This window comes from Achromobacter sp. 1L-A-4-B-C2 (genome assembly GCF_057291955.1).
In genome coordinates this window covers 468,432-489,851 of record NZ_JBXAWP010000005.1, presented here as the reverse complement: position 1 = coordinate 489,851, position 21,420 = coordinate 468,432, and the positions used below count along the sequence as shown (strand labels likewise).

Sequence of the window (21,420 nt, the reverse complement as noted above, 5' to 3'; positions counted from 1 at the left end):
AGCCGGGATCTTGAATTTTCGGCTATTGTTCCCATAACAGACGTAACTGACGCGGATAGCCCGGGTACTCTCTCCCAGGCTCCCCGTCCCCGATACGCCGAGTCATACCGAGGAACCTCCTATGTCTGCCAGCCAGACCCTGCCTTCCGACCCGATCGACCTGCCTTTGCTCCCACTTCGCGACGTCGTGGTGTTTCCGCACATGGTCATCCCGCTGTTCGTCGGCCGTCCGCGCTCTATTCGCGCGCTCGAGGTTGCGATGGAAGCGGGCAAAAGCATCATGCTGGTGGCCCAAAAATCCGCCGGCAAGGATGATCCCACCCCCGAAGACGTCTACGAGATCGGCTGCGTTGCCGGCATCCTCCAGATGCTCAAATTGCCCGACGGCACCGTTAAGGTTCTGGTCGAAGGCACTCAGCGTGCCCGCATCAACAGCATCGAAGATGCCGATTCGCATTTCACCTGCCAGGTGACGCCGATCGAGCCGGACGCCATGCAGGGCTCCGAAACCGAGGCTCTGCGCCGCGCGATCGTTGCCCAGTTCGAACAGTACGTAAAGCTCAACAAGAAGATCCCTCCGGAGATCCTGACCTCGTTGGCCGGCATCGACGATGCGGGTCGCCTGGCTGACACGATCGCCGCGCATCTTCCGCTGAAGCTCGAGCAGAAGCAAAAAATGCTCGAGATCGTCGGCACGTCCGAGCGCCTTGAAGGTCTGCTTACCCAGCTGGAAACCGAAATCGACATTCTTCAGGTCGAAAAGCGGATTCGCGGCCGCGTGAAGAAGCAGATGGAAAAGAGCCAGCGCGACTACTACTTGAATGAGCAGGTCAAAGCCATTCAGAAGGAGTTGGGCGAGGGCGAAGAGGGCGCGGACATCGAAGAGCTTGAAAAGAAGATCATCGCTGCCCACATGCCCAAAGAGGCGCGTAAAAAGGCCGATGCCGAGCTCAAGAAGCTCAAGCTCATGTCGCCCATGTCGGCCGAAGCCACCGTGGTGCGCAACTACATCGATACGCTCATCAACCTCCCCTGGAGGAAGAAGAGCAAGATCAACAACTCGATCGCCAACGCCGAGACGGTGCTGGACAACGACCATTACGGTCTGGAAAAGGTCAAGGAACGCATTCTCGAATATCTTGCCGTGCAACAGCGCGTAGACAAGGTCAAGGCACCGATCCTGTGCCTGGTCGGCCCCCCGGGCGTCGGCAAGACCTCGCTGGGCCAGTCCATTGCCAAGGCCACGAACCGCAAGTTCGTGCGTATGGCGCTGGGCGGCGTGCGTGACGAGGCCGAGATCCGAGGCCATCGCCGTACTTACATCGGTTCCATGCCCGGCAAGATCGTGCAGAACATGTCGAAGGTCGGCGTGCGCAATCCCTTGTTCCTGCTTGATGAAATCGACAAGCTGGGCATGGACTTCCGCGGCGATCCTTCTTCAGCGTTGCTTGAAGTGCTGGACCCGGAGCAAAACCACACGTTCCAGGACCACTACATCGAAGTCGACTTCGATTTGTCCGACGTCATGTTCGTGGCCACCAGCAACACGCTGAACATCCCGCCGGCTCTGTTGGACCGTATGGAAGTGATCCGCCTGTCCGGTTACACGGAAGAGGAAAAGATCCATATTGCTCGCGACCATCTGCTGCCCAAGCTGATGCAGAACAACGGCGTGAAGGACAACGAACTGACGGTCGATGACAGCGCGCTGCGCGATATCGTTCGCTATTACACCCGGGAAGCCGGGGTGCGCGCCCTTGAACGCGAAGTGGGCAAGATCTGCCGCAAGGTCATCAAGCAATTGCTGACCCAGAATGATCGCGCCAAGGCGGAAGGCAAGACCCTCGAGGTCAAGCCGGTCAACGTCACGGGCGACAATCTGAGCGACTACCTGGGCGTGCGCCGCTATACCTTCGGCATGGCCGAGAAGGAAAACCAGATTGGTCAGGTGACCGGTCTGGCCTGGACCGAGGTCGGTGGCGATCTGCTGACGATCGAAGTGGCGGACATGCCGGGTAAGGGCGTGATCCAGCGTACGGGTTCGCTTGGCGACGTGATGAAGGAATCGGTGGAAGCGGCTCGCACGGTGGTGCGGTCCCGCGCTCGCCGCCTGGGCTTTGCCGACAGCGTCTTCGAGAAGCACGACATGCACGTCCACGTGCCGGAAGGTGCGACGCCCAAGGACGGCCCGTCCGCGGGTATCGCGATCACGACGGCCATGGTTTCGGCGTTGTCGCGCATTCCGGTGCGCGCCAATGTTGCCATGACCGGTGAGATCACGCTGCGCGGCGAAGTGCTGCCTATCGGTGGCCTGAAGGAAAAGCTGCTGGCGGCCCACCGTGGCGGTATCAAGACGGTCTTGATTCCCGAGGAAAACGTCAAGGACTTGGCGGAGATCCCCGATAACGTCAAGAACCAACTTGAGATCGTGCCGGTCCGCTGGATCGACAAGGTGCTGGAATTAGCGTTGGAGCGTCTGCCGGAGCCTCTGGCCGAGGAAGAAGCCGTCAAAGACGCGCTGGTGACCAAGCCTGCCGAGCCCGGCTCGACGGACCCGGTTCTGAAGCACTGATCAGCTGGTATGGCTGGGCGCCCGAAGTATGGGCGCCCAACAAAAACCCCGCCACATGTGGCGGGGTTTTTTATGGCCATCGTTTTGGCCATCGCGGTGACTTTGGCTATGGCCGTTGCCGGGCGAACGCTACGGCAAGTCTAGGCAGACCGTGCCTGATCTACCCCCGTGCCGCGTCAGTGCAACGCGTGCGTACGGATTAAACCGACGGCGATGCCTTCCAGCGCGAACTCTTGGTCTGCTTCAACGATGATTGTTTGAAAGTCCGGATTTTCCGGCAGCAGTTCGATGTGCCCGTTGGTGCGTTGCAGGCGCTTGACCGTCACGTCGTCGCCCAAACGTGCCACGACGATCTGGCCGTTGCGCGCTTCAGAGGCCTTCTTCACCGCAAGCAAGTCACCTTCCAGAATGCCCGCGTCCCGCATGCTCATGCCGCGCACCTTCAGCAGGTAATCGGGCGCTTGGGCAAAAAGATGGGGGTCCACGCCAACCTCGCGTTCGACGTGTTCGGCCGCAAGGATGGGGCTGCCTGCCGCAACGCGCCCGACCAACGGCAGCAGCAACTGCGCTAACGAAGGTATGGCCAGGGAGGTCTGAGACTGGGAGGGCCCGTCTTTCAAGCGTATGCCGCGCGAGGCGCCGGCGGTGAGCTCGATAGCACCCTTGCGGGCTAATGCCTTAAGGTGGTCTTCTGCCGCATTCGGTGAGCGGAAACCAAGGGCCTGGGCGATTTCGGCACGCGTCGGCGGAAAGCCTGTGCGCGTGACGGTCTGCCGGATGAGGTCCAGGATTTGTTGCTGGCGGTCGGTGAGTTTGCTGGCCATGGCGATGATCCGGTATGAGCGGACTGTACATATATACAGCGCCATTCTGGGGGACGTAGCGGAAAAAAGCAAGCCGGCGGCGGGCCCGAAAGCAAAACGGAGCCGCAGGGCTCCGTTTCGTCATAACAGGGCCGCGGACGGCCCGTACAGGCAGGCGTTACAGCACGGCGGCGATGCCGGCAGCTACCTTGTCAATGTTGCCGCTGTTCAGCGCGGCCACGCAGATGCGGCCGCTGGACACCGCGTACACGCCATGCTCTTCGCGCAGGCGATCCACTTGAGCCGACGTCAGGCCCGAGTACGAGAACATGCCGCGTTGCTGCAGGACAAAGCTGAAGTCCTGCTTGGCGCCGTGTTCCTTGATCTTTTCCACCAATTGCTTGCGCATCAGGCGGATGCGGTCGCGCATGCCGGCAAGTTCTTCTTCCCACATGGCGAACAGTTCCGGCGTGTTCAGCACCGTCGACACCACCGTGCCGCCGTGGGTCGGCGGGTTGGAATAGTTGGTGCGAATGACGCGCTTGAGCTGGCTCAGGACGCGGCCCGCCGCTTCCTTGCTGCCAGCGACGATCGTCAGTGCGCCCACGCGTTCACCGTAAAGCGAGAACGACTTCGAGAACGACGAGCTGATGAACATGGTCATGTCCAGATCGGCGAACATGCGCACGACGGCGGCGTCCTCGGTCAGACCCTCGCCAAAGCCCTGGTAGGCGATGTCCAGGAACGGAACCAGGTTGTTTTCCTTCACAACCGCGGCGATCTGCTTCCATTGCTCCGGCGTGGGGTCCACACCGGTCGGATTGTGGCAGCACGCGTGCAGCACGACGACGGTCTGCGCCGGGGCTGCCTTCAAGTCCGCCAGCATGGCTTCGAAGTTCAGGCCGCGGGTGGAAGCGTCATAGTACGAATACGTGCCGACCTCAAAGCCGGCGCGCTCGAACAGCGCACGGTGGTTTTCCCAGCTGGGGTTGCTGATCAACACCTTGGACGAGGGCAGCAATTGGCGCAGGAAGTCGGCGCCGATCTTAAGCGCGCCGGTGCCGCCCAGCGCTTGGGTGGTCAACACGCGACCGGCTGCGGCCAACGCGGAATCCTTACCCAGCAACAGGGCTTGAGCGCCCTGGTTGTAGCCGGCAATGCCTTCGATGGGCAAATAGCCGCGAGCGGCGGCCGCTTCGATGCGGGCGGTTTCGGCCTTGCGAACGGCGCCCAACAGGGGGATCCGTCCCTGGTCGTCGTAGTACACGCCCACGCCCAGGTTGACTTTACCCGGACGCGTGTCCGCGTTGAATTGTTCGTTCAGACCAAGAATGGGGTCGCGCGGCGCGAGTTCGACGGAATCGAAAAGGTTGCTCATGGGACTCTGATGAGGATGGGTGGACGCAGTACGAGGTGCTGTGGATAATGGGGGGTTTACCCTGGAACAGTCTAGCATGCCAAACAGCCCAATAGACCCGAGCGGCGCGGGAGATCTGGCCCAGAATCTCGCTGGAAATGCCGTGGTACCAGTATCGGCTGACGCACCGCCCGTTGCTGGCGCGGAACCGCGCTTTGTGGAATATCCCGGTAGCCCGTTCCAACTGTTCCAGCCCTATCCTCCGGCCGGCGATCAGCCCACCGCGATCAACGGGTTGACCCAGGGTATCGAAGACGGCCTGATGTTCCAGACGCTGCTGGGCGTGACGGGCTCGGGCAAGACCTACACCATGGCGAACGTGATCGCGCGGCTGGGACGCCCTGCGCTGGTGTTGGCGCCCAACAAAACGCTTGCGGCGCAGCTATATGCCGAAATGCGGGAGTTCTTTCCGAAGAACGCGGTCGAGTATTTCGTTTCGTACTACGACTATTACCAGCCCGAGGCCTATGTCCCGACGCGCGACCTGTTCATTGAAAAGGATTCGTCCATCAATGAGCACATCGAACAAATGCGTCTATCGGCTACCAAGAGCCTGCTTGAACGCCGGGACACTATTATTGTCGGCACGGTGTCTTGCATCTACGGTATTGGTAATCCCGGCGACTACCACGCGATGGTTTTGATTCTGCGCAGCGGTGACCAGATCTCGCGGCGGGAAATCCTGGCGCGTCTGGTTGCCATGCAATACACCCGCAATGACGCCGAATTCACGCGGGGGGCGTTCCGGGTCCGTGGCGAAACCATCGACATCTTCCCGGCAGAAAGCCCCGAGCTGGCGCTGCGCCTGACGCTTTTTGATGACGAGATCGAAAGCCTGGAGTTGTTTGATCCCCTGACGGGCCGCATTCGGCAAAAGCTGCCACGGTTTACCGTGTATCCCGGGTCGCATTACGTCACCCCGCGCGATACGGTTCTGCGCGCGATTGAAACGATCAAGGTGGAACTGCGAGAGCGTGTCAAACGCTTCGTGGACGACGGTCATCTGGTCGAAGCCCAGCGTCTGGAACAGCGCACGCGGTTCGATCTGGAAATGCTGCAGGAGTTAGGCTTTTGCAAGGGGATCGAAAACTACTCCCGCCACCTGTCCGGCGCCGCACCAGGCGAGCCGCCACCCACGTTGATCGATTACCTGCCGTCCGACGCGCTGATGTTCATCGACGAAAGCCACGTGACCATTGGCCAGCTCAGCGCCATGTATCGCGGCGACCGGTCGCGCAAGGAAACGTTGGTGCAATATGGGTTCCGGTTGCCCTCCGCGATGGACAATCGGCCCCTCAAGCTTGAAGAATTCGAGGCGCGGATGCGCCAATGCGTGTTCGTGTCGGCCACGCCAGCGGCTTACGAGAAAGAACACGCTGACAACGTCGTTGAGCAGGTCGTTCGGCCCACCGGCTTGGTCGATCCTTTGGTCGAGGTATTGCCAGCTCGCACCCAGGTGGACGATTTGTTGGGCCAAATCAAGGCACGGGTTTCGGTGGGCGAGCGGGTGCTGGTCACCACCCTGACCAAACGCATGGCCGAGGATTTGACGGATTTCCTTAGCGAACACGGCGTCAAGGTGCGCTACTTGCACTCCGACATTGATACCGTCGAGCGCGTGGAAATCCTGCGCGACCTGCGCCTGGGCACCTTTGATGTGTTGGTGGGCATCAACCTGCTGCGCGAGGGGCTGGATATTCCCGAGGTTTCGCTCGTGGCAATTCTTGACGCCGACAAGGAAGGCTTCCTCCGATCCGAGCGCAGCTTGATCCAGACGATTGGCCGCGCGGCCCGCAACCTGAACGGCCACGCCATTCTCTATGCAGACCGTATTACGGATTCGATGCAGCGCGCGATGGAGGAAACCAGCCGTCGGCGCGCGAAGCAACTGCAGTTCAATATCGACAATGGCATTACGGCGCGCGGCGTCCGCAAGGCCGTGCGTGAGCTGATCGACGGCATCGTCGCGCCAGTGCAGCACGACGCCCTCGAAGCCGCCGTGCCGGCCGAGTTCCTCAAGGACGAGAAGGCCTTGGCTCGCGAGTTGAAGCGCTTGGAGAAGCTGATGATGGACCATGCTCGAAACCTGGAGTTCGAACAGGCCGCTGCCGCACGCGATGCGCTTACCGCGCTGAAGCAACGTGTTCTTCTTGATGGGGCCGTATAAGCGCTCGCGCCGCGCCGCGCAGCGCGTCGGTATGGGCTGACAGGTAGCTGACATAATGCTGAAAATGGTGCGCAGGACGATCGATATGCGCGCCGAGCAGGAAAGGGCGCCTGGCGCCCACTGGGAGTGGAGGGGTGACGTTCAAATATCCCGATAACCCGTTGATATTAAAGGGGCTTGTGAACGCCCCGGCCGACCTTTACTCATTTGTTTCTTTGCAAAAAAAGCTTGCCTTATCTCGGGTTTTCCCTCACACTTACTCCCATGATGACCAAGGTACTTTTCGTTTGCATGGGCAATATCTGTCGCTCGCCGAGCGCAGAGGGCGTGTTTCGCCATTTGGTGAATGACGCGGGGTTGAGCGACGTTGTTCGCATTGACTCTGCGGGCACGCATGCGTTTCATATCGGCGAGGCGCCTGATGCCCGGGCGCAGGCTGCGGCGCGTAAACGCGGCTACGAGATCACGCACTGTGAGGCCCGTCAGGTCACCGCAGAGGATTTCTGCGACTTCGATCTTATCCTCGCCATGGATTGGGACAACCTGTCTGCGATGCAGCAGCAGTGCCCCAAGACCTATCAGCACAAGCTGATGCTGCTGATGCGCTTCGCCAATGAGTTTGAAGAGGCCACTGTGCCCGATCCTTACTACGGCGGCGCGGATGGTTTTGGCAAGGTTCTCGATTACTTGGAAGACGCCTGCCAAGGTGTCCTGGAATTGGTCCGCAAGCGCGCTACCCAGTACCAAGCGGCCTGACCGCTTTTCCGTAGAGCCGCCCACAGTGCGGCTCTTGGGGTACATGGCAACGAAAAAACCGCGCAACAGCGCGGTTTTTTCTGGCCAGGAGCCATACCAAATTAGTCGGGAATAGGCTATACTTGACCCAATTACTCGGGTATTGACCGCCGGATTCGCTGGCGGCCATTGCCGAATCACAGGGAACCCACCATGCGGCTAACTACCAAAGGGCGTTTCGCCGTGACTGCCATGATCGATCTCGCGATGCGCCAGCACAGCGGCCCGGTCACTCTTGCGGCCATCAGCCAGCGTCAAAACATCTCGCTTTCCTATCTGGAACAGCTGTTCGGGAAACTGCGTCGCCACGAACTCGTGGACAGCGTGCGCGGCCCGGGCGGCGGTTATTCGCTTGCGCGCCTTGCACGCAATGTGACCGTCGCGGACATCATCTTTGCAGTGGACGAGCCGCTGGACGCCACCAGCTGTGGCGGCAAGCGCGACTGTACAAGCGGCAATGACGGCAAGCCCGGCAAGTGCATGACGCACGAACTCTGGGCGACGTTGAACCGCAAGATGGTCGATTACCTGGATTCGGTGTCCCTGCAAGATCTGGTCGATCAGCAGCGCGTGCGCCAGTTGCAGGAAGCCAGCAATCAAGCGCAGGCCTGCGCAGTACGTGTCAATCGGGTGGGCGGCGCCAATGCCGCTGCCAATTCCCCGACCACGACCGTCGCGGCTAACGCCACCGTATAAGCAGTATCAGGAGTTGTAGACATGACCACCCGTCCGATTTATTTTGATTATTCGGCCACCACCCCCGTCGACCCGCGCGTCGTGGACAAGATGGTGCCGTGGCTGTACGAGAACTTCGGCAATCCGGCCTCCCGTAGCCATGCGTATGGTTGGGATTCGGAAGAAGCCGTCGAACGCGCCCGCGAAGAAGTCGCCAAGCTGGTCAACGCCGACCCGCGAGAGATCGTCTGGACTTCTGGCGCGACCGAGTCCAATAACCTGGCCATCAAGGGCGCTGCGAATTTCTACGCGGAACGCGGCAAGCACGTCATCACCGTCAAGACCGAGCACAAAGCAGTGCTTGACACCTGTCGCGAGCTGGAACGCCAGGGTTTTGAAGTCACCTACCTGAACGTGAAGGACGACGGTCTGATCGACCTGGACACGTTCAAAGCCGCGCTGCGCCCTGATACGGTGCTGGTGTCGGTGATGATGGTGAACAACGAAATCGGCGTTATCCAGGACATCGAATCGCTGGGCGAAATCTGCCGCGAAAAGGGCATCATTTTCCACGTCGACGCCGCTCAGGCGACTGGCAAGGTGGAAATCGACCTGCAAAAGCTGAAGGTTGATCTGATGTCGTTTTCGGCGCACAAGACGTACGGCCCGAAGGGTATCGGCGCGCTGTATGTGCGTCGCAAGCCGCGCATCCGTATCGAAGCGCAAATGCACGGTGGCGGCCACGAGCGCGGTTTCCGCTCGGGCACGCTGGCTACGCACCAGATTGTCGGCATGGGCGAGGCTTTCCGCCTGGCGCGCGAAGAAATGGGTACCGAGAACGAGCGCATCCGCATGCTGCGTGATCGGCTGTGGAATGGCCTGTCGCAGATCGAAGAGGTCTATCTGAACGGCGACATGGACCAGCGTGTACCGCACAACTTGAACGTCAGCTTCAACTATGTCGAAGGCGAGTCCCTGATCATGGCGATCAAGGAACTGGCCGTTTCCAGCGGCTCGGCTTGCACGTCTGCCAGCTTGGAACCGTCGTACGTGTTGCGTGCCCTGGGCCGCAATGACGAACTGGCGCACAGTTCGATCCGTTTCACGCTCGGCCGCTTCACGACCGAAAAGGAAGTGGACTACGCGATCGAATTGCTCAAGAGCCGCGTTGGCAAGCTGCGCGATATGTCGCCGCTGTGGGAAATGGCCAAGGAAGGCATTGACTTGAACACCGTGCAGTGGGCCGCGCACTAAGCGCCCGCGCCAAGAAATACGTGGAGAAATAACATGTCTTACAGCACCAAAGTTCTGGATCACTACGAAAACCCGCGCAACGTCGGTTCGTTCGACAAGTCGGACGAATCGGTTGGCACCGGCATGGTCGGCGCGCCCGCCTGTGGCGACGTCATGAAGCTGCAGATCAAGGTCAATGAAGCCGGCGTGATCGAAGACGCGCGTTTCAAGACCTACGGCTGCGGCTCCGCCATTGCGTCCAGCTCGCTCGTGACCGAATGGGTCAAGGGCAAGACGCTGGATCAAGCGATGAACATCCGCAACACGCAGATCGCCGAAGAATTGGCGCTGCCGCCGGTGAAGGTGCACTGTTCCATCCTGGCCGAAGACGCTATCAAGGCTGCGGTGCAGAACTACAAAGAGAAGCATTCGGCCCCGGCCGAAGCGGTGGCAGGCTGATCATGTCCGTTACCCTGACCCAACAGGCTGCCACCCACATCGGCCGCTACTTGCAAAAGCGCGGAAAGGGTATCGGCTTGCGGCTCGGCGTTAGGACGACGGGCTGTTCCGGCATGGCCTACAAGTTGGAATATGTGGACGACTCGACGCCGGAAGACGTCGTGTTCGAAAGCTTCGGCGTAAAGGTCTTCATTGACCCCAAAAGCCTGGCTTACCTGGACGGAACCGAGCTTGATTACGCCCGGGAAGGCCTGAACGAAGGCTTCAAGTTCCGCAACCCCAACGAGAAGGCGACCTGCGGCTGCGGCGAGTCGTTCACGGTGTAAGTCTTGGCTGTAGACGACCACTTCAGCCTGTTCGGCTTGCCGGCCCGCTTTGACCTGGATGCGCAAGCACTGGAAACGTCGTGGCGAGCTGTCGCGGCGCAGGTGCATCCCGATCGCTATGCCACCGCCAGCCCCGCCGAGCGCCGTGTCGCCATGCAATGGGCCGCACGAGCCAACGAGGCGTATCGCGTTTTGCGCGATCCCTTGCTGCGGGCCCGCTATCTGTGCGAACAGGCGGGCGTGGACCTGCAGACCGAGAGCAACACGTCCATGGACACGGCGTTCCTGATGCAGCAGATGACGTGGCGCGAAATGCTGGACGACGCGCGTGACGACGCTGACGCGCTGGCGACCCTGCGCACGGAACTGGACGAGGCTCGCGTGTCGATGCGCGCCACGCTCAAGCGCCTGCTGGACGATGAGCACGACCATGCCGCCGCGGGCCTTAAGGTACGCGAATGGATGTTCGTGGAAAAACTGGCGCAAGAGCTGGCGCACGCCCAGCCCGCTGGATAGCCAACGCTGCGTTGTGGCGCCCGAGCACCGGGTGCCTGCACATCGCCGCCAACTGACCAGAAAAAATAGATCATGGCCTTATTGCAGATATCCGAGCCCGGTGAATCGCCCGCGCCGCACCAGCGCAAGCTGGCGGTGGGCATCGATCTGGGCACTACCAATTCCCTCGTTGCGGCAGTGCGCAGCAGCGTGGCTGAAGTGCTGCCCGATGCGCAGGGCCATGCCCTGCTGCCGTCGGCGGTGCGCTACCTGCCGGGTGGCAAAGTCACAACGGGCCGCGAGCCCCTTGCGCAGCAAGCCGAAGACCCCTTGAATACCGTAGTTTCCGTGAAGCGATTCATGGGTCGTTCGCTGGAAGAGGCGCGTGCCACGCGTGCGCCTTATGAATTCGTGGACGCGCCCGGCATGGTCCGGATCCGCACGGTGCAGGGCGATTTGAGCCCTGTTGAAGTGTCGGCCCAGATTCTGGCGGTGCTGCGTCAGCGCGCCGAAGACGTATTGGGCGATGACTTGGTGGGCGCGGTGATTACCGTGCCCGCTTACTTTGACGACGCCCAGCGCCAGGCAACGCGCGACGCCGCGCGGCTGGCCGGGCTGAACGTACTGCGCCTTCTGAACGAACCGACCGCTGCCGCCATCGCCTATGGCTTGGACCACGCATCGGAAGGCGTTTACGCCGTCTATGACCTGGGCGGCGGCACCTTTGATATTTCCATCTTGCGGCTGACGCAGGGCGTATTCGAAGTGATTTCCACCGGCGGCGACACGGCGCTGGGGGGTGACGATTTTGATGCGTTGATTGTCGATCACGCCGTGGCCAAGCTGGCGGCCGGCGAGTTTTCTGCCGCTGACCGGCGCGGTTTGTTGATGGCTGCGCGCGCCGCGCGTGAAGCCTTGTCCAGCGCGGACAGCGCGACGCTGAAGCTGGCGCTGGCCGACGGCCGCAACGTGGATCTGGTACTGACCCGCGCCGAATTCGAAACCTTGGCCCAGCCGCTTATCGAACGCACGCTGGATTGCGCGCGCCGCGCGCTGCGCGATGCGTCTTTGAAGCCGGCGGACGTGAAAGGCGTGGTGATGGTGGGTGGCGCGACGCGCATGCCTGTCGTGCGGGCCGCAGTGGGCAAGGTGTTTGGCACGGAGCCCCTGACCGACCTGGACCCGGATCAAGTCGTCGCGCTGGGCGCGGCGTTGCAGGCGAATCTGCTGGCCGGTAATCGCGCACCGGGTGAAGATTGGCTGCTGCTGGACGTGATTCCGCTGTCGCTGGGTCTGGAAACCATGGGCGGGCTGGTTGAACGGGTGATCCCGCGCAACAGCACCATTCCCGTGGCGCGCGCCCAGGAGTTCACCACGTTCAAGGACGGCCAGACCGCCATGAGCATTCATGTGGTGCAAGGCGAACGCGACCTGGTGGCGGACTCCCGTCCCCTGGCTCGCTTCGAACTGCGCGGCATTCCGCCGATGGTGGCGGGCGCCGCGCGCATCCGCGTGACGTTCCAGGTGGATGCCGACGGCTTGCTCAGCGTGACTGCGCGCGAGCAAAGCACGGGCGTCGAGGCCGCCGTGTCGGTCAAGCCGTCTTACGGATTAAGCGACGACGAAATTGCCCAGATGCTGGCCGACAGCGTGGCGCAAGCCGATACCGACGCCCGCGCCCGCATGTTGCGCGAGCAGCAAGTGGACGCGCGCCAGTTGGTGGAGTCCGTACAAGCCGCGCTGGCGGTTGACGGCGACCTTCTGGACGCCGACGAGCGCCGCCGCGTTGATGAATGCCTGCAAGCCGCCATCGACGCCCAAGCTGCCGACGATGTGGACACCGTGAAGGGCGCCGTGCAGGCCTTGTCGGCCGCAACCGACGACTTCGCCGCGCGCCGCATGGACCGCAGCATTCGCGCCGCCTTGGCGGGTCGAAAACTTGATGAGATTGCCTGATAAGACGCTATGCCGAAACTGACTGTATTGCCTCATCCCGACTACTGCCCTGAAGGCGCCGTAATCGAGGACGCGCCCAAGGGCGTGTCGATCTGCCGCATTTTGCTGGACAACCATATCGACATCGAACACGCCTGCGAACTATCGTGTGCGTGCACGACCTGTCATGTGGTCATCAAGCAGGGCTATTCCGCACTGGAAGACGCGACGGACGACGAAGAGGACTTGCTGGACAAGGCTTGGGGCTTGACGCCCACGTCGCGCCTGTCGTGCCAGGCGCTGGTGACCGATGCTGACCTGACGGTTGAAATTCCCAAGTACACCATCAACCATGCCAAAGAGGGCCATTGATGAAGTGGACCGATACCTACGACGTTGCGGCCGCCCTGGTCGACGCGCATCCTGACGTGGACCCCAAAACGCTGCGCTTCACGCAACTGCGTGAATGGGTCATGGCCTTGCCCGGTTTCAACGACGACCCCGCGCACTGTGGCGAAAAAATCCTTGAAGCCATCCAGATGGCCTGGATCGACGAAGCGGACTGACCGCATCAACGAATACGCTCCCGGATGGGGGCGTTTTTGTTTGCGCGGCCGTCGTGCCGTCGTGCCGCCGTCAAGCGGCCAAGTTATCATCAAGGATCCGTACGTTGTGTTCCACCTTGTCCGAGTCTACTGATGCCCGCTGCTCCATTGCGCTTTGGCCTGGCCGCCAACCGGCTGCACCACGAAACCCCCGATGCCGCTTTGTTCACCTGGTTGCGCGCGTGCTCGTCCACGATACGCGAGCTGGGAGTCCAACTGCACACCGTCGGCCGCACCCATGACGCCATCGTGCGCGAAGGGATGTTGCAGGGCTACAGCGGGCTGATCCGGTATCCCTACGGGCGCGAAGGCGGACTGATGAAGCTGGTGGCGCGCGTGACCGAAGGGCGCGACGGGCAGGCGCCGTTCGACGGCGCTATCTATCTGATCGACCCGGTGGATCCGTCGTCGATTTTCCCGGAAGCCTTGGCGTTAAAGCGTCAGTGCATCACGCATGGCCGGCCGTTTATTTCAACGGTGGCCGGTGCCATCGAATGGATGGAAGTGGAACGCGTGCATGCCGGGTTGGCGCCTGATGCGTCCGTGTCGCGCCTGTTCAACTTCACGGGCCAGACGCTGGCCATGATCGCGCACGATGCGCTCAAAGACGAGATGGTGGCCTTTGCCAGCGAGCATTTCGACGTGTTGTCGCAGTTTGCCCGGCGCGTGGCGACAGGCACCACAGGCGGCCGGCTGAACGAATTGGCATGGTCGCGCGGGTGGCCCAAGGATACGCCGTGGGTGCATCGCTACCTGAGCGGTCCGCTGGGCGGCGACGCGCAGATTGCCGAACTGGTGCTTGAGCATCAGTGCCAGCGCGTGATCTTCTTCGAAGACCCGCATGTGGCGCGCCAGCACGAGGCCGACATTCAACTGCTTGAACGCGCCGTGCGCGTGGTGACGGACTCCGCCACCTGCGCAACCTCGCCGACCGTGGCGCGGCGCTGGGCGCAGGCGGTCGAGAAGCGCGTGGGCCTGATCTGACGCCTGTGCTAGCCGGGCAAGCCGCCATCGATGATGATCCGGCTTACCCGGTCCGCCACGGCGGTGGCCGCCATGGACAGCGGCAGCACGTCCGAACGGCATAAGAATACCGGCCGCGTCAGGCGCGGCGCTTTTATCCGGCGCAGCGACACCTCGCCGCGCATCGCCTCTTTGCGCACGGCTTCGTAGGACAGGATCGTGTGCGCCAGCCCGGCGCGAACCAGTTCTATCAATTGCGGGATCGCGTTGGCTTCTGCAATGACGCGAAACGCCGTGCGTTCCTGCTGCTGATAATTGTCCAGCAGCCGCCGCAAACTATGTGGATTGCCGGGCAGAACCAGCGGTAGTTTGGCCAGGGCGCCTATCCCCATCTTGGGTAACGCGGCCAACTGCCCGGACCACGCTTTTGCACCACCGCGTGCTGCCGGTGGCGACACCACCACCAGTTCTTCATCGATCAAATGCTGAAAACGCAGGTCCACGGCCGCGTCGTCGCTGAACGTCAGGCCCAGGTCGGCGTGTCCCGAACTGACGAAACCTGGGATGTATCCGGTGCTGGATTCGATGATCTTCAAATAGACGTCGGGCCAGGTTTGCAGGCTGAATCGCAGCAGCGGTACGGCCACAAGCTTGGCCATGGACATTGACATGGCCAAGGACACCGTGCCGCGCGGGGCGACCAGGTCTTCGCGCACATCGGCGCGCGCCGCGTCGATGCGGCCCAGTATCTCGCGGGCGTGAGACAACAGTCGTGCCCCAGCGGCGGTGGCGGTGACGCCGCGCGATGTCCGGTGCAGCAGCACCACGCCCAAATCTTCTTCGAGGTTGCGGATCAACAGGCTAAGCGCGGGCTGCGCGACATGCAGCGCGGCCGCCGCACGGCTGATCGAGCCGGTTGAAACCACCGCAACAAAGCACTGCATTGCACGAATCGACATCGACATTGAAAGGTCCTGGTCGGGATTGCCTATAACAACTTTATGATAGCCCGTATATAAAAACGGTATTTCTCATATAACTACCCGCTTTGCATAATGCAGCCGCCACCATCGAAAAAACACAAGGAGACATCATGGCGCTGATGAAAGCACTGGCCACCGCGATTGCCGCGGCGGTTCTGGCCACGCCCGCGGTCGCGGATACCTGGCCGTCCAAACCCATTACGTTGCTGGTGCCGTTTTCCGCGGGCGGCCCCACGGATTTCATCGCACGCCTGGTGGCTGATCCGCTGTCGCGCGAGTTGGGCCAGCAAGTCATCGTGCAGAACAAGCCGGGCGCCAGCGGCAACGTCGGCTATCAAAGTGTGCTGAATGGGCCCGCCGACGGCTACACGCTGATGCACAACACCGTTGGCATGCAGGCCATCAACCCGTTGATGTATCCCAGCGCCAACATGCAGCCGCTGACCGACTATGTGCCGGTTGGCACAACCGGCGCCATGCCGAACCTGCTGGTCGTCAACCCGGAGCGCACGCCGGTCAAGACGCTGGCTCAGCTGGTGGAGCGTGGCCGCGCAGCCTCTCATGGCCTGAGCTACGCCACGTTTGGGCCGGGCAGTTCGCCGCACGTGTATGGCGCGCTGTTGCAGAAGCTGGCGAAGTTTGACGCCGTGGGCGTGGCATACAAGGGCAGCGCCAACGCCGTGACCGATGTGATCGGCGGCCAGGTCGATTTTCTGTTCGACAGCATGTCGACCAGCATCGGGCAGGTGCAGGCGGGCAGGCTGCGGGCCCTGGCCATCACGTCGGGCGTGCGGTCGCCGCTGCTGCCGGATGTGCCCACCTTGAAAGAGGCCGGCTACGCGGGACTGGACCTGAAATTCTGGTTCTCGCTGCAAGTGCCGGCCGGCACGCCGCCCGAGGTCGTGGCAAAGCTGCGCACGGCCGTGGCCAATGTGGTGGCCAGTGAAGCGTATCGCAAGGCCATGCAGGAACGTGGCGCCGAAGCGTTGTCCGTGCCGCCGGCCGAGCTTGACGCGTTCTTCAAGCGTGAAACGGCTCAATGGACCCATGCCGCCCACACCGTCGGATTGAAGGCTGAATGATGAACATGCCGACTCCTACGCGCATGGCGCCACTGAAAGACATTACGGTGCTGGATCTGAGCAAGGTGCTGGCCGGCCCGTTGTGCGGCCAGTATCTGGGCGAGCTGGGCGCGCGCGTCATCAAGGTTGAGCCCGTGGGCACCGGCGACGACACGCGCGCCTGGTTGCCGCAGGACGCCGGGCAATCCGCCACGTTCCTGGCCGTCAACCACAACAAGCGCAGCCTGGCCGTCGACTTGAAATCCGACGCGGGCAGGGCAGTGGTGCATCGGCTGGCCCAGCAGGCGGATGTGGTGTTGCAGGGGTTCGGCGGCAAGACCGCCGCGCGGCTCGGTGTTGACTACGACACGCTGGCCCGCCTGAATCCGACGCTGATCTATTGCGAAATTTCCGGGTATGGCCGCGAAGGGCCGATGGGTGACGAGCCCGGTTATGACGTGATGCTGCAAGCCTTCAGCGGCATGATCAGCACCATGGGCGAGCCGGGCGGCAACTTCGCCCGCGCCAGCTTTTCGCCGGTGGACCTGGGCACGGGGTCGTTTGCGTTGAGTGGCATTCTGGCGGCACTGCTTCAGCGTGCGCAGACGGGGCAAGGCCAGTATCTGGATGTGTCTTTACTGGATACCTCATTGGGCTTGATGTCGTACATGGCGCAGAATTATTGGCGCACTGGCCAGATTCCGCGTCGCATGGGCACGGGCCACCCGGCGATGTGCCCGTATCAGGCGTTTCGCGCGGCGGATGGCGACCTGATGCTGGGCGTGGGCAATGACGCACAATGGCAGCGCTTTTGTGCCGTCGCCGGTTTGCTGGACAAGGTGAACGATCCGGAATTCGCCAGCAACGCGGCGCGCGTGCGCAACTTTGACGCGACCGTGGCATTGGTGCAGGCGCGGATTGCGACGCGAACGGTGGCCGACTGGATCGCCACGCTCAAGCCCGCCGGCATTGCCTGTTCGGCCATACACACGCTGGACCAGGCGCTGTCGCACCCGCAGGTGGCGGCACGCGAACTCATCGTCAGCAGCCAGCATCCAGTGCTGGGTACGGTTCAGAACGTGGGCTTGCCCGTGCGGTTCGGCAAGCAGCCGCGCCAAGCCGCCATGCCTGCGCCGCTGCTTGGACAGCACAGCCGCGAGATTCTGGCAGACTTGGGCTACACGCCCGACGACATCGACGCCTTGCTTGCCGCCGGCAGCGTGCAGGAAGCACCCCAGCAAGCACCCCAACAAGCACCCCAAGCGTCGCCCCACACAGCACCCGGAGAACCATCTTGACCTATCTACGCTACGAAGTGCGCGACCGGATCGCCGAGATTCACCTGTGCCATGCGCCGGTCAATGCACTGGATGTGGACATGCTGGATGCGTTGATTGCCGCGCTGGAGCGCGCCAATGCCGATACGGCCGTGCACGCGGTGCTGCTGGCCAGCGATCTTCCCGGCCGCTTCTGCGCCGGGTTGGATATGAAGAAACTGATGGCCAGTTCAGCCGGCGAAATCCATGCGCTGTTGTCCCGGCTGTACGTCAAGCTCTACGACGCGCAATTCAACCTGACCAAGCCGTCGATATCCGTGGTGTCGGGCGCCGTGCGCGGCGGCGGCATGACGGTGGCCATTTCCAGCGACATGATCGTGGCCGCCAGCAACGCCACGTTCGGGTATCCCGAGATTGATGTTGGTGTGCTGCCGGCCATTCACTACGCGCATCTGCCTGCCATCGTGGGCAAGCATCGCGCGTTTGATCTGCTCTTTACCGGCCGCACATTCAGTGCGCAGGAAGCGCACGCGCTGGGCCTGGTGGCGCGCGTTGAAGAAGAAGCGCAGTTGTTGGCGCAGGCGCGCCAGTTGGCGCAATCGTTGGCAAGCAAGCCGCCACAGGTGCTGGCCATGGGCCGCCGCGCGTTCGTGTTTGCCAACGATAACGACTACCGCCGCAAGCTGGCGACCGCTGTCGAGGTGTTTTGCAACGCTGCCGCCACGCTGGATGCCGCTGAGGGACTGTCGGCGTTCGTGGAAAAGCGTGCACCGGTGTGGAAGCAAGCGTAGGGAACAGCAACGGCGGGGAGGGTCCATGAAGGCCGCGCGCCGCTCACGAACCCCTAACGCCCCCGCCCGCGCTATTACCCCTTGAACTGCGGCGCGCGTTTTTCGCGGAACGCGCGCACGCCCTCGGCAAAGTCCGCCCGACCCGCGGAATCCAAAAAGCGCGCCGTCTCCTCGGCCAGTTGCGTCTCCAAGGTGGCGTGCTGCGCGCTGCGCAGCAAAGCCTTCGCGCCCGCAATACCATGCGGCGCATGGCGGGCCAGTTCCTGGGCGTAGCGTGCACCCGCCTCAGCCAGATCCGAAGCGGGCACGCTGCGGTTAAGAATGCCCCATGCCAACGCATCGCTTGCCGTGAAGGCATCGTGTCGCAGCAGCAGGTCCAGCGCGCGCCGTGCGCCCAGCACGCGAACCAGCCCGTGCGTCATACCCGCGTCGGGCGTTGCGCCCAGCTTCAAGTACGCAGTCATGAAGCGTGTGTCGTTATCGGCAATGGCCAGATCGCAGGCCAGCACCAGCGACAAGCCTGCGCCCGCCGCGACGCCATGCGCTTGTGCCAACCAGATCTTGTCCATGCGTGCGATGCGCGCGATGAAATCATTCAGCGGCGTGAACAGGTCCAGCAAGGTCGCGCGCACTTGCGCCGCTTCGCCGGTGAACATGCTGATGTCGCCGCCGGCGCAAAACGCCTTGCCCGCCGCACGCAACCGAACGACCCGAATATCCTTCTGCGTTTCCAGCCATTGCGCGGCGCGTTGCAGGTCGCGCGCCATGGCGACGTCGATGGCGTTAAGCGTGTCGGGGCGGTTCAGCGTGACGGTGGCCAGCGTGCAGTCCGCCTCCAGCAGCACGGAATCGAACGTGGGAAGTTCCTGGGTCATGGCGTGTCTCCGTTATCGGGTAAGTACCAACTGTCGATCCAAAAACCGCGATGCTATGGTCTGAACCGAGCGCTTGCTTGGTTTTGTTTTAAGCAGGCCTAGCGTAACGCATAGCACTGCCGCATAGCACTGTCGCATTGAACGATTTTCCGGCGCTGGATTGGCGTAGGTAAAAGACAGGTTCGTTGCATCGCCTGCCTGGCGGGTCGCCCGATTCATCGCCCAAAAAAAATGTCCGCCACAAGGCGGCAAATAACTTCGCGATCAATCAGCGAGGAGACAAATGGTGGATCAGTCCGAACACGCTCCCTTGCTGGAGGTGGATGGCGTTACCTTGGCTTTTGGCGGCGTAAAAGCGCTGACGGGCGTGGGCTTCCGGGTGGCGCCCGGCACCATCACCACCGTCATCGGCCCCAACGGCGCAGGCAAGACGTCGCTGTTCAACACCATTTCCGGCTTCTACAAGCCGGCTGCCGGCCAGATCCGATTTGAAGGCCGCGACATCAGTCGCGTGGCGGCGCCCGAGCGCGCGCGGATGGGCCTGGCGCGCAGCTTTCAGAACATCGCGCTGTTTCGCGGCATGACGGTGCTGGACAACATCAAGCTGGGGCGCCACGCGCACCTGCGCACCAACGTGCTGGATGCGCTGCTGTACCTGGGCCGCGCGCGCCGCGAAGAAATGGCGCTGCGGGCCGACATCGAAGAACGCATCATCGACTTTCTTGAAATCGACCACATCCGCCATGCGCCCGTGGCGGCGTTGTCCTATGGGTTGCAAAAGCGCGTGGAACTGGCCCGCGCGCTGGCCATGCAGCCCAAGGTGCTGATGCTGGACGAACCCGTGGCCGGCATGAATCGCGAAGAAACCGACGACATGGCGCGCTTCATCCTGGATGCGCGCACCGAGTGGGGCGTGACGGTGCTGATGGTTGAGCACGACATGGGCATGGTGATGGACCTGTCGGATCACGTCGTGGTGCTGAACTTTGGCCAGGTGATTGCCGATGGCACGCCCGCCGAGGTGCAAGCCAACCCCGAGGTCATCAAAGCCTATCTGGGCGCGGGGGACGTGGGCGACCTGCGCCGCCGCCTGCGGGAGGCCGCGTGATGGATGCGCTGTTCTTCCTGGAAGTAACCCTGGCGGGACTGGGCAGTGGCGGCCTGTACGCGCTGGCTGCCCTGGCGTTCGTCATCGTCTACAAGGCCACGCGCGTCGTGAACATCGCCATCGGTGAATTCCTGATGCTGGGCGCCTATGTGTTCTACGCGTTTGCCACCGGCATGCAGTGGCCGATCTGGCTGGCCATTGTGGGTGCTGTCGTCGTGTCGGGCGCGTTGGGCGCGCTGGTCGAACGGCTGACGATACGGCCGATGCTGGGCGAAGCGCCCATCTCGGTATTCATGGTGACCGTGGGCCTGGCCTCGATTCTGGTGGGGGTGGTGGAACTGATCTGGACAGCGGATCAACGGCGCTTGCCGGAATTCATGCCGCGCTCGCCCGTGATGATCGGCGAGGCGTTTGTTGCCCCCAAGGTGTTCTACGGATTCTGGGTGGCGGTGGTGCTGGCGTTGCTGGTGCTGGTGGTGTTTCGCTACTGGCGCGGCGGCGTGGCCTTGCGCGCCACGGCGTCCGATCAGGGCGCGGCCTATGCGATGGGCATCAACGTGCCGCGCGTGTTCTCGTTGGCCTGGGTCGCGGCGGGCGCGCTGGCGGCGGTGTCGGGCGTGATCGTGGGCGCCATCGGCGGCATCTCTTCGTCGATGGGCGTGTTCGGCCTGTCGGTGTTGGTGGTGGTGATCGTGGGCGGCTTGGACAGCGTGGCGGGGGCGCTGGTGGGCGGTGTGTTCATCGGCTTGCTGGAAGCCTGGGCAGGCGCCTATCTGGGTGGCGAATTCAAGCTGCTGGCCACTTTCATCGTGCTGGTCGTGGTGCTGATGGTCAGGCCCTACGGCCTGTTCGGCACCCGTGAAATCGAGAGGCTCTGACC

The 21,420-nt window shown here is 62.3% G+C and carries 21 protein-coding genes; 17 read left to right on the top strand and 4 right to left on the bottom strand.

Annotated features, from left to right (window positions below; genetic code table 11):
• The first annotated feature begins 121 nt into the window (after window positions 1-121).
• The gene (gene lon, locus AC0Z35_RS24195) at window positions 122-2,572 is read left to right on the top strand and encodes an endopeptidase La (protein WP_485132800.1); all 2,451 of its coding nucleotides are present in this window, start codon (window positions 122-124) and stop codon (window positions 2,570-2,572) included.
• Window positions 2,573-2,748: 176 nt separating this feature from the next.
• On the opposite strand, the gene lexA is transcribed toward lon, so the two are convergent.
• Together lexA and AC0Z35_RS24185 are read right to left on the bottom strand one after the other, a co-directional pair.
• The gene (gene lexA, locus AC0Z35_RS24190) at window positions 2,749-3,396 is read right to left on the bottom strand and encodes a transcriptional repressor LexA (protein ID WP_046805797.1); all 648 of its coding nucleotides are present in this window, start codon (window positions 3,394-3,396) and stop codon (window positions 2,749-2,751) included.
• 157 nt (window positions 3,397-3,553) lie between these two features.
• A complete protein-coding gene (locus AC0Z35_RS24185; protein ID WP_104145018.1) occupies window positions 3,554-4,753 on the bottom strand; it encodes an amino acid aminotransferase in 1,200 nt (399 codons plus the stop codon).
• 76 nt (window positions 4,754-4,829) lie between these two features.
• Here AC0Z35_RS24185 and uvrB point away from each other — a divergent pair, with 76 nt between their 5' ends.
• The 11 genes from uvrB (at window position 4,830) to AC0Z35_RS24130 (ending at window position 14,466) form a co-directional block, all read left to right on the top strand.
• Window positions 4,830-6,959, top strand: coding sequence for an excinuclease ABC subunit UvrB (gene uvrB, locus AC0Z35_RS24180; RefSeq protein ID WP_319305195.1), 2,130 nt, complete (start codon window positions 4,830-4,832; stop codon window positions 6,957-6,959).
• A 264-nt stretch (window positions 6,960-7,223) separates the two neighbouring features.
• On the top strand, window positions 7,224-7,715 hold the full coding sequence (locus tag AC0Z35_RS24175; protein ID WP_485132801.1) for a low molecular weight protein-tyrosine-phosphatase: 492 nt from the start codon (window positions 7,224-7,226) through the stop codon (window positions 7,713-7,715).
• Between the two features lie 192 nt (window positions 7,716-7,907).
• Window positions 7,908-8,450: a Fe-S cluster assembly transcriptional regulator IscR gene (iscR, locus tag AC0Z35_RS24170; RefSeq protein WP_006220176.1), complete on the top strand. Its 543-nt coding sequence runs from the start codon at window positions 7,908-7,910 to the stop codon at window positions 8,448-8,450.
• A gap of 21 nt (window positions 8,451-8,471) precedes the next feature.
• On the top strand, window positions 8,472-9,683 hold the full coding sequence (locus AC0Z35_RS24165; protein WP_046805794.1) for an IscS subfamily cysteine desulfurase: 1,212 nt from the start codon (window positions 8,472-8,474) through the stop codon (window positions 9,681-9,683).
• A 33-nt stretch (window positions 9,684-9,716) separates the two neighbouring features.
• Complete coding sequence (gene iscU, locus AC0Z35_RS24160) at window positions 9,717-10,121, top strand: Fe-S cluster assembly scaffold IscU (protein WP_006220174.1); 405 nt, start codon at window positions 9,717-9,719, stop codon at window positions 10,119-10,121.
• A 2-nt stretch (window positions 10,122-10,123) separates the two neighbouring features.
• On the top strand, window positions 10,124-10,447 hold the full coding sequence (gene iscA, locus AC0Z35_RS24155; RefSeq protein ID WP_314358940.1) for an iron-sulfur cluster assembly protein IscA: 324 nt from the start codon (window positions 10,124-10,126) through the stop codon (window positions 10,445-10,447).
• 3 nt (window positions 10,448-10,450) lie between these two features.
• Entirely contained in the window at window positions 10,451-10,963 is a 513-nt protein-coding gene (gene hscB / locus AC0Z35_RS24150) for a Fe-S protein assembly co-chaperone HscB (protein ID WP_104145020.1), read from the top strand.
• A 72-nt stretch (window positions 10,964-11,035) separates the two neighbouring features.
• Window positions 11,036-12,898, top strand: coding sequence for a Fe-S protein assembly chaperone HscA (hscA, locus tag AC0Z35_RS24145; protein ID WP_485132802.1), 1,863 nt, complete (start codon window positions 11,036-11,038; stop codon window positions 12,896-12,898).
• 9 nt (window positions 12,899-12,907) lie between these two features.
• The gene (gene fdx / locus AC0Z35_RS24140) at window positions 12,908-13,249 is read left to right on the top strand and encodes an ISC system 2Fe-2S type ferredoxin (RefSeq protein WP_046805791.1); all 342 of its coding nucleotides are present in this window, start codon (window positions 12,908-12,910) and stop codon (window positions 13,247-13,249) included.
• Window positions 13,249-13,443: a Fe-S cluster assembly protein IscX gene (gene iscX / locus AC0Z35_RS24135; protein WP_046805790.1), complete on the top strand. Its 195-nt coding sequence runs from the start codon at window positions 13,249-13,251 to the stop codon at window positions 13,441-13,443. Before fdx ends, iscX begins: the two co-directional genes overlap by 1 nt.
• A 132-nt stretch (window positions 13,444-13,575) precedes the next feature.
• Window positions 13,576-14,466 (top strand): methylglyoxal synthase, encoded by an 891-nt coding sequence (locus AC0Z35_RS24130; RefSeq protein WP_104145022.1) that lies wholly within the window; start codon window positions 13,576-13,578, stop codon window positions 14,464-14,466.
• Between the two features lie 8 nt (window positions 14,467-14,474).
• Here the strand turns inward: AC0Z35_RS24130 and AC0Z35_RS24125 are convergent, their stop codons facing one another.
• Window positions 14,475-15,410, bottom strand: a complete 936-nt coding sequence (locus tag AC0Z35_RS24125; RefSeq protein ID WP_485132803.1) for a LysR family transcriptional regulator — start codon at window positions 15,408-15,410, stop codon at window positions 14,475-14,477.
• A 128-nt stretch (window positions 15,411-15,538) separates the two neighbouring features.
• Here AC0Z35_RS24125 and AC0Z35_RS24120 point away from each other — a divergent pair, with 128 nt between their 5' ends.
• From AC0Z35_RS24120 to AC0Z35_RS24110, 3 genes are read left to right on the top strand one after another with little or no spacing between them, the layout of a single operon-like run.
• A complete protein-coding gene (locus AC0Z35_RS24120; protein WP_104145023.1) occupies window positions 15,539-16,510 on the top strand; it encodes a Bug family tripartite tricarboxylate transporter substrate binding protein in 972 nt (323 codons plus the stop codon).
• A gap of 5 nt (window positions 16,511-16,515) precedes the next feature.
• Window positions 16,516-17,787, top strand: a complete 1,272-nt coding sequence (locus AC0Z35_RS24115; protein WP_485132804.1) for a CaiB/BaiF CoA transferase family protein — start codon at window positions 16,516-16,518, stop codon at window positions 17,785-17,787.
• A complete protein-coding gene (locus AC0Z35_RS24110; RefSeq protein WP_485132805.1) occupies window positions 17,784-18,557 on the top strand; it encodes an enoyl-CoA hydratase/isomerase family protein in 774 nt (257 codons plus the stop codon). The genes AC0Z35_RS24115 and AC0Z35_RS24110 overlap by 4 nt, the downstream gene beginning before the upstream one ends.
• Window positions 18,558-18,631: 74 nt before the next feature.
• Here AC0Z35_RS24110 and AC0Z35_RS24105 read toward each other — a convergent pair whose 3' ends face one another.
• A complete protein-coding gene (locus AC0Z35_RS24105; RefSeq protein WP_485132806.1) occupies window positions 18,632-19,432 on the bottom strand; it encodes an enoyl-CoA hydratase/isomerase family protein in 801 nt (266 codons plus the stop codon).
• Window positions 19,433-19,715: 283 nt separating this feature from the next.
• Between AC0Z35_RS24105 and AC0Z35_RS24100 the strand changes: the two genes are divergently transcribed.
• Both AC0Z35_RS24100 and AC0Z35_RS24095 read left to right on the top strand, forming a co-directional pair.
• Complete coding sequence (locus AC0Z35_RS24100; protein ID WP_162941222.1) at window positions 19,716-20,540, top strand: ABC transporter ATP-binding protein; 825 nt, start codon at window positions 19,716-19,718, stop codon at window positions 20,538-20,540.
• Window positions 20,540-21,418, top strand: coding sequence for a branched-chain amino acid ABC transporter permease (locus tag AC0Z35_RS24095; RefSeq protein WP_046805786.1), 879 nt, complete (start codon window positions 20,540-20,542; stop codon window positions 21,416-21,418). The genes AC0Z35_RS24100 and AC0Z35_RS24095 overlap by 1 nt, the downstream gene beginning before the upstream one ends.
• The last annotated feature ends 2 nt before the right edge of the window (window positions 21,419-21,420 follow it).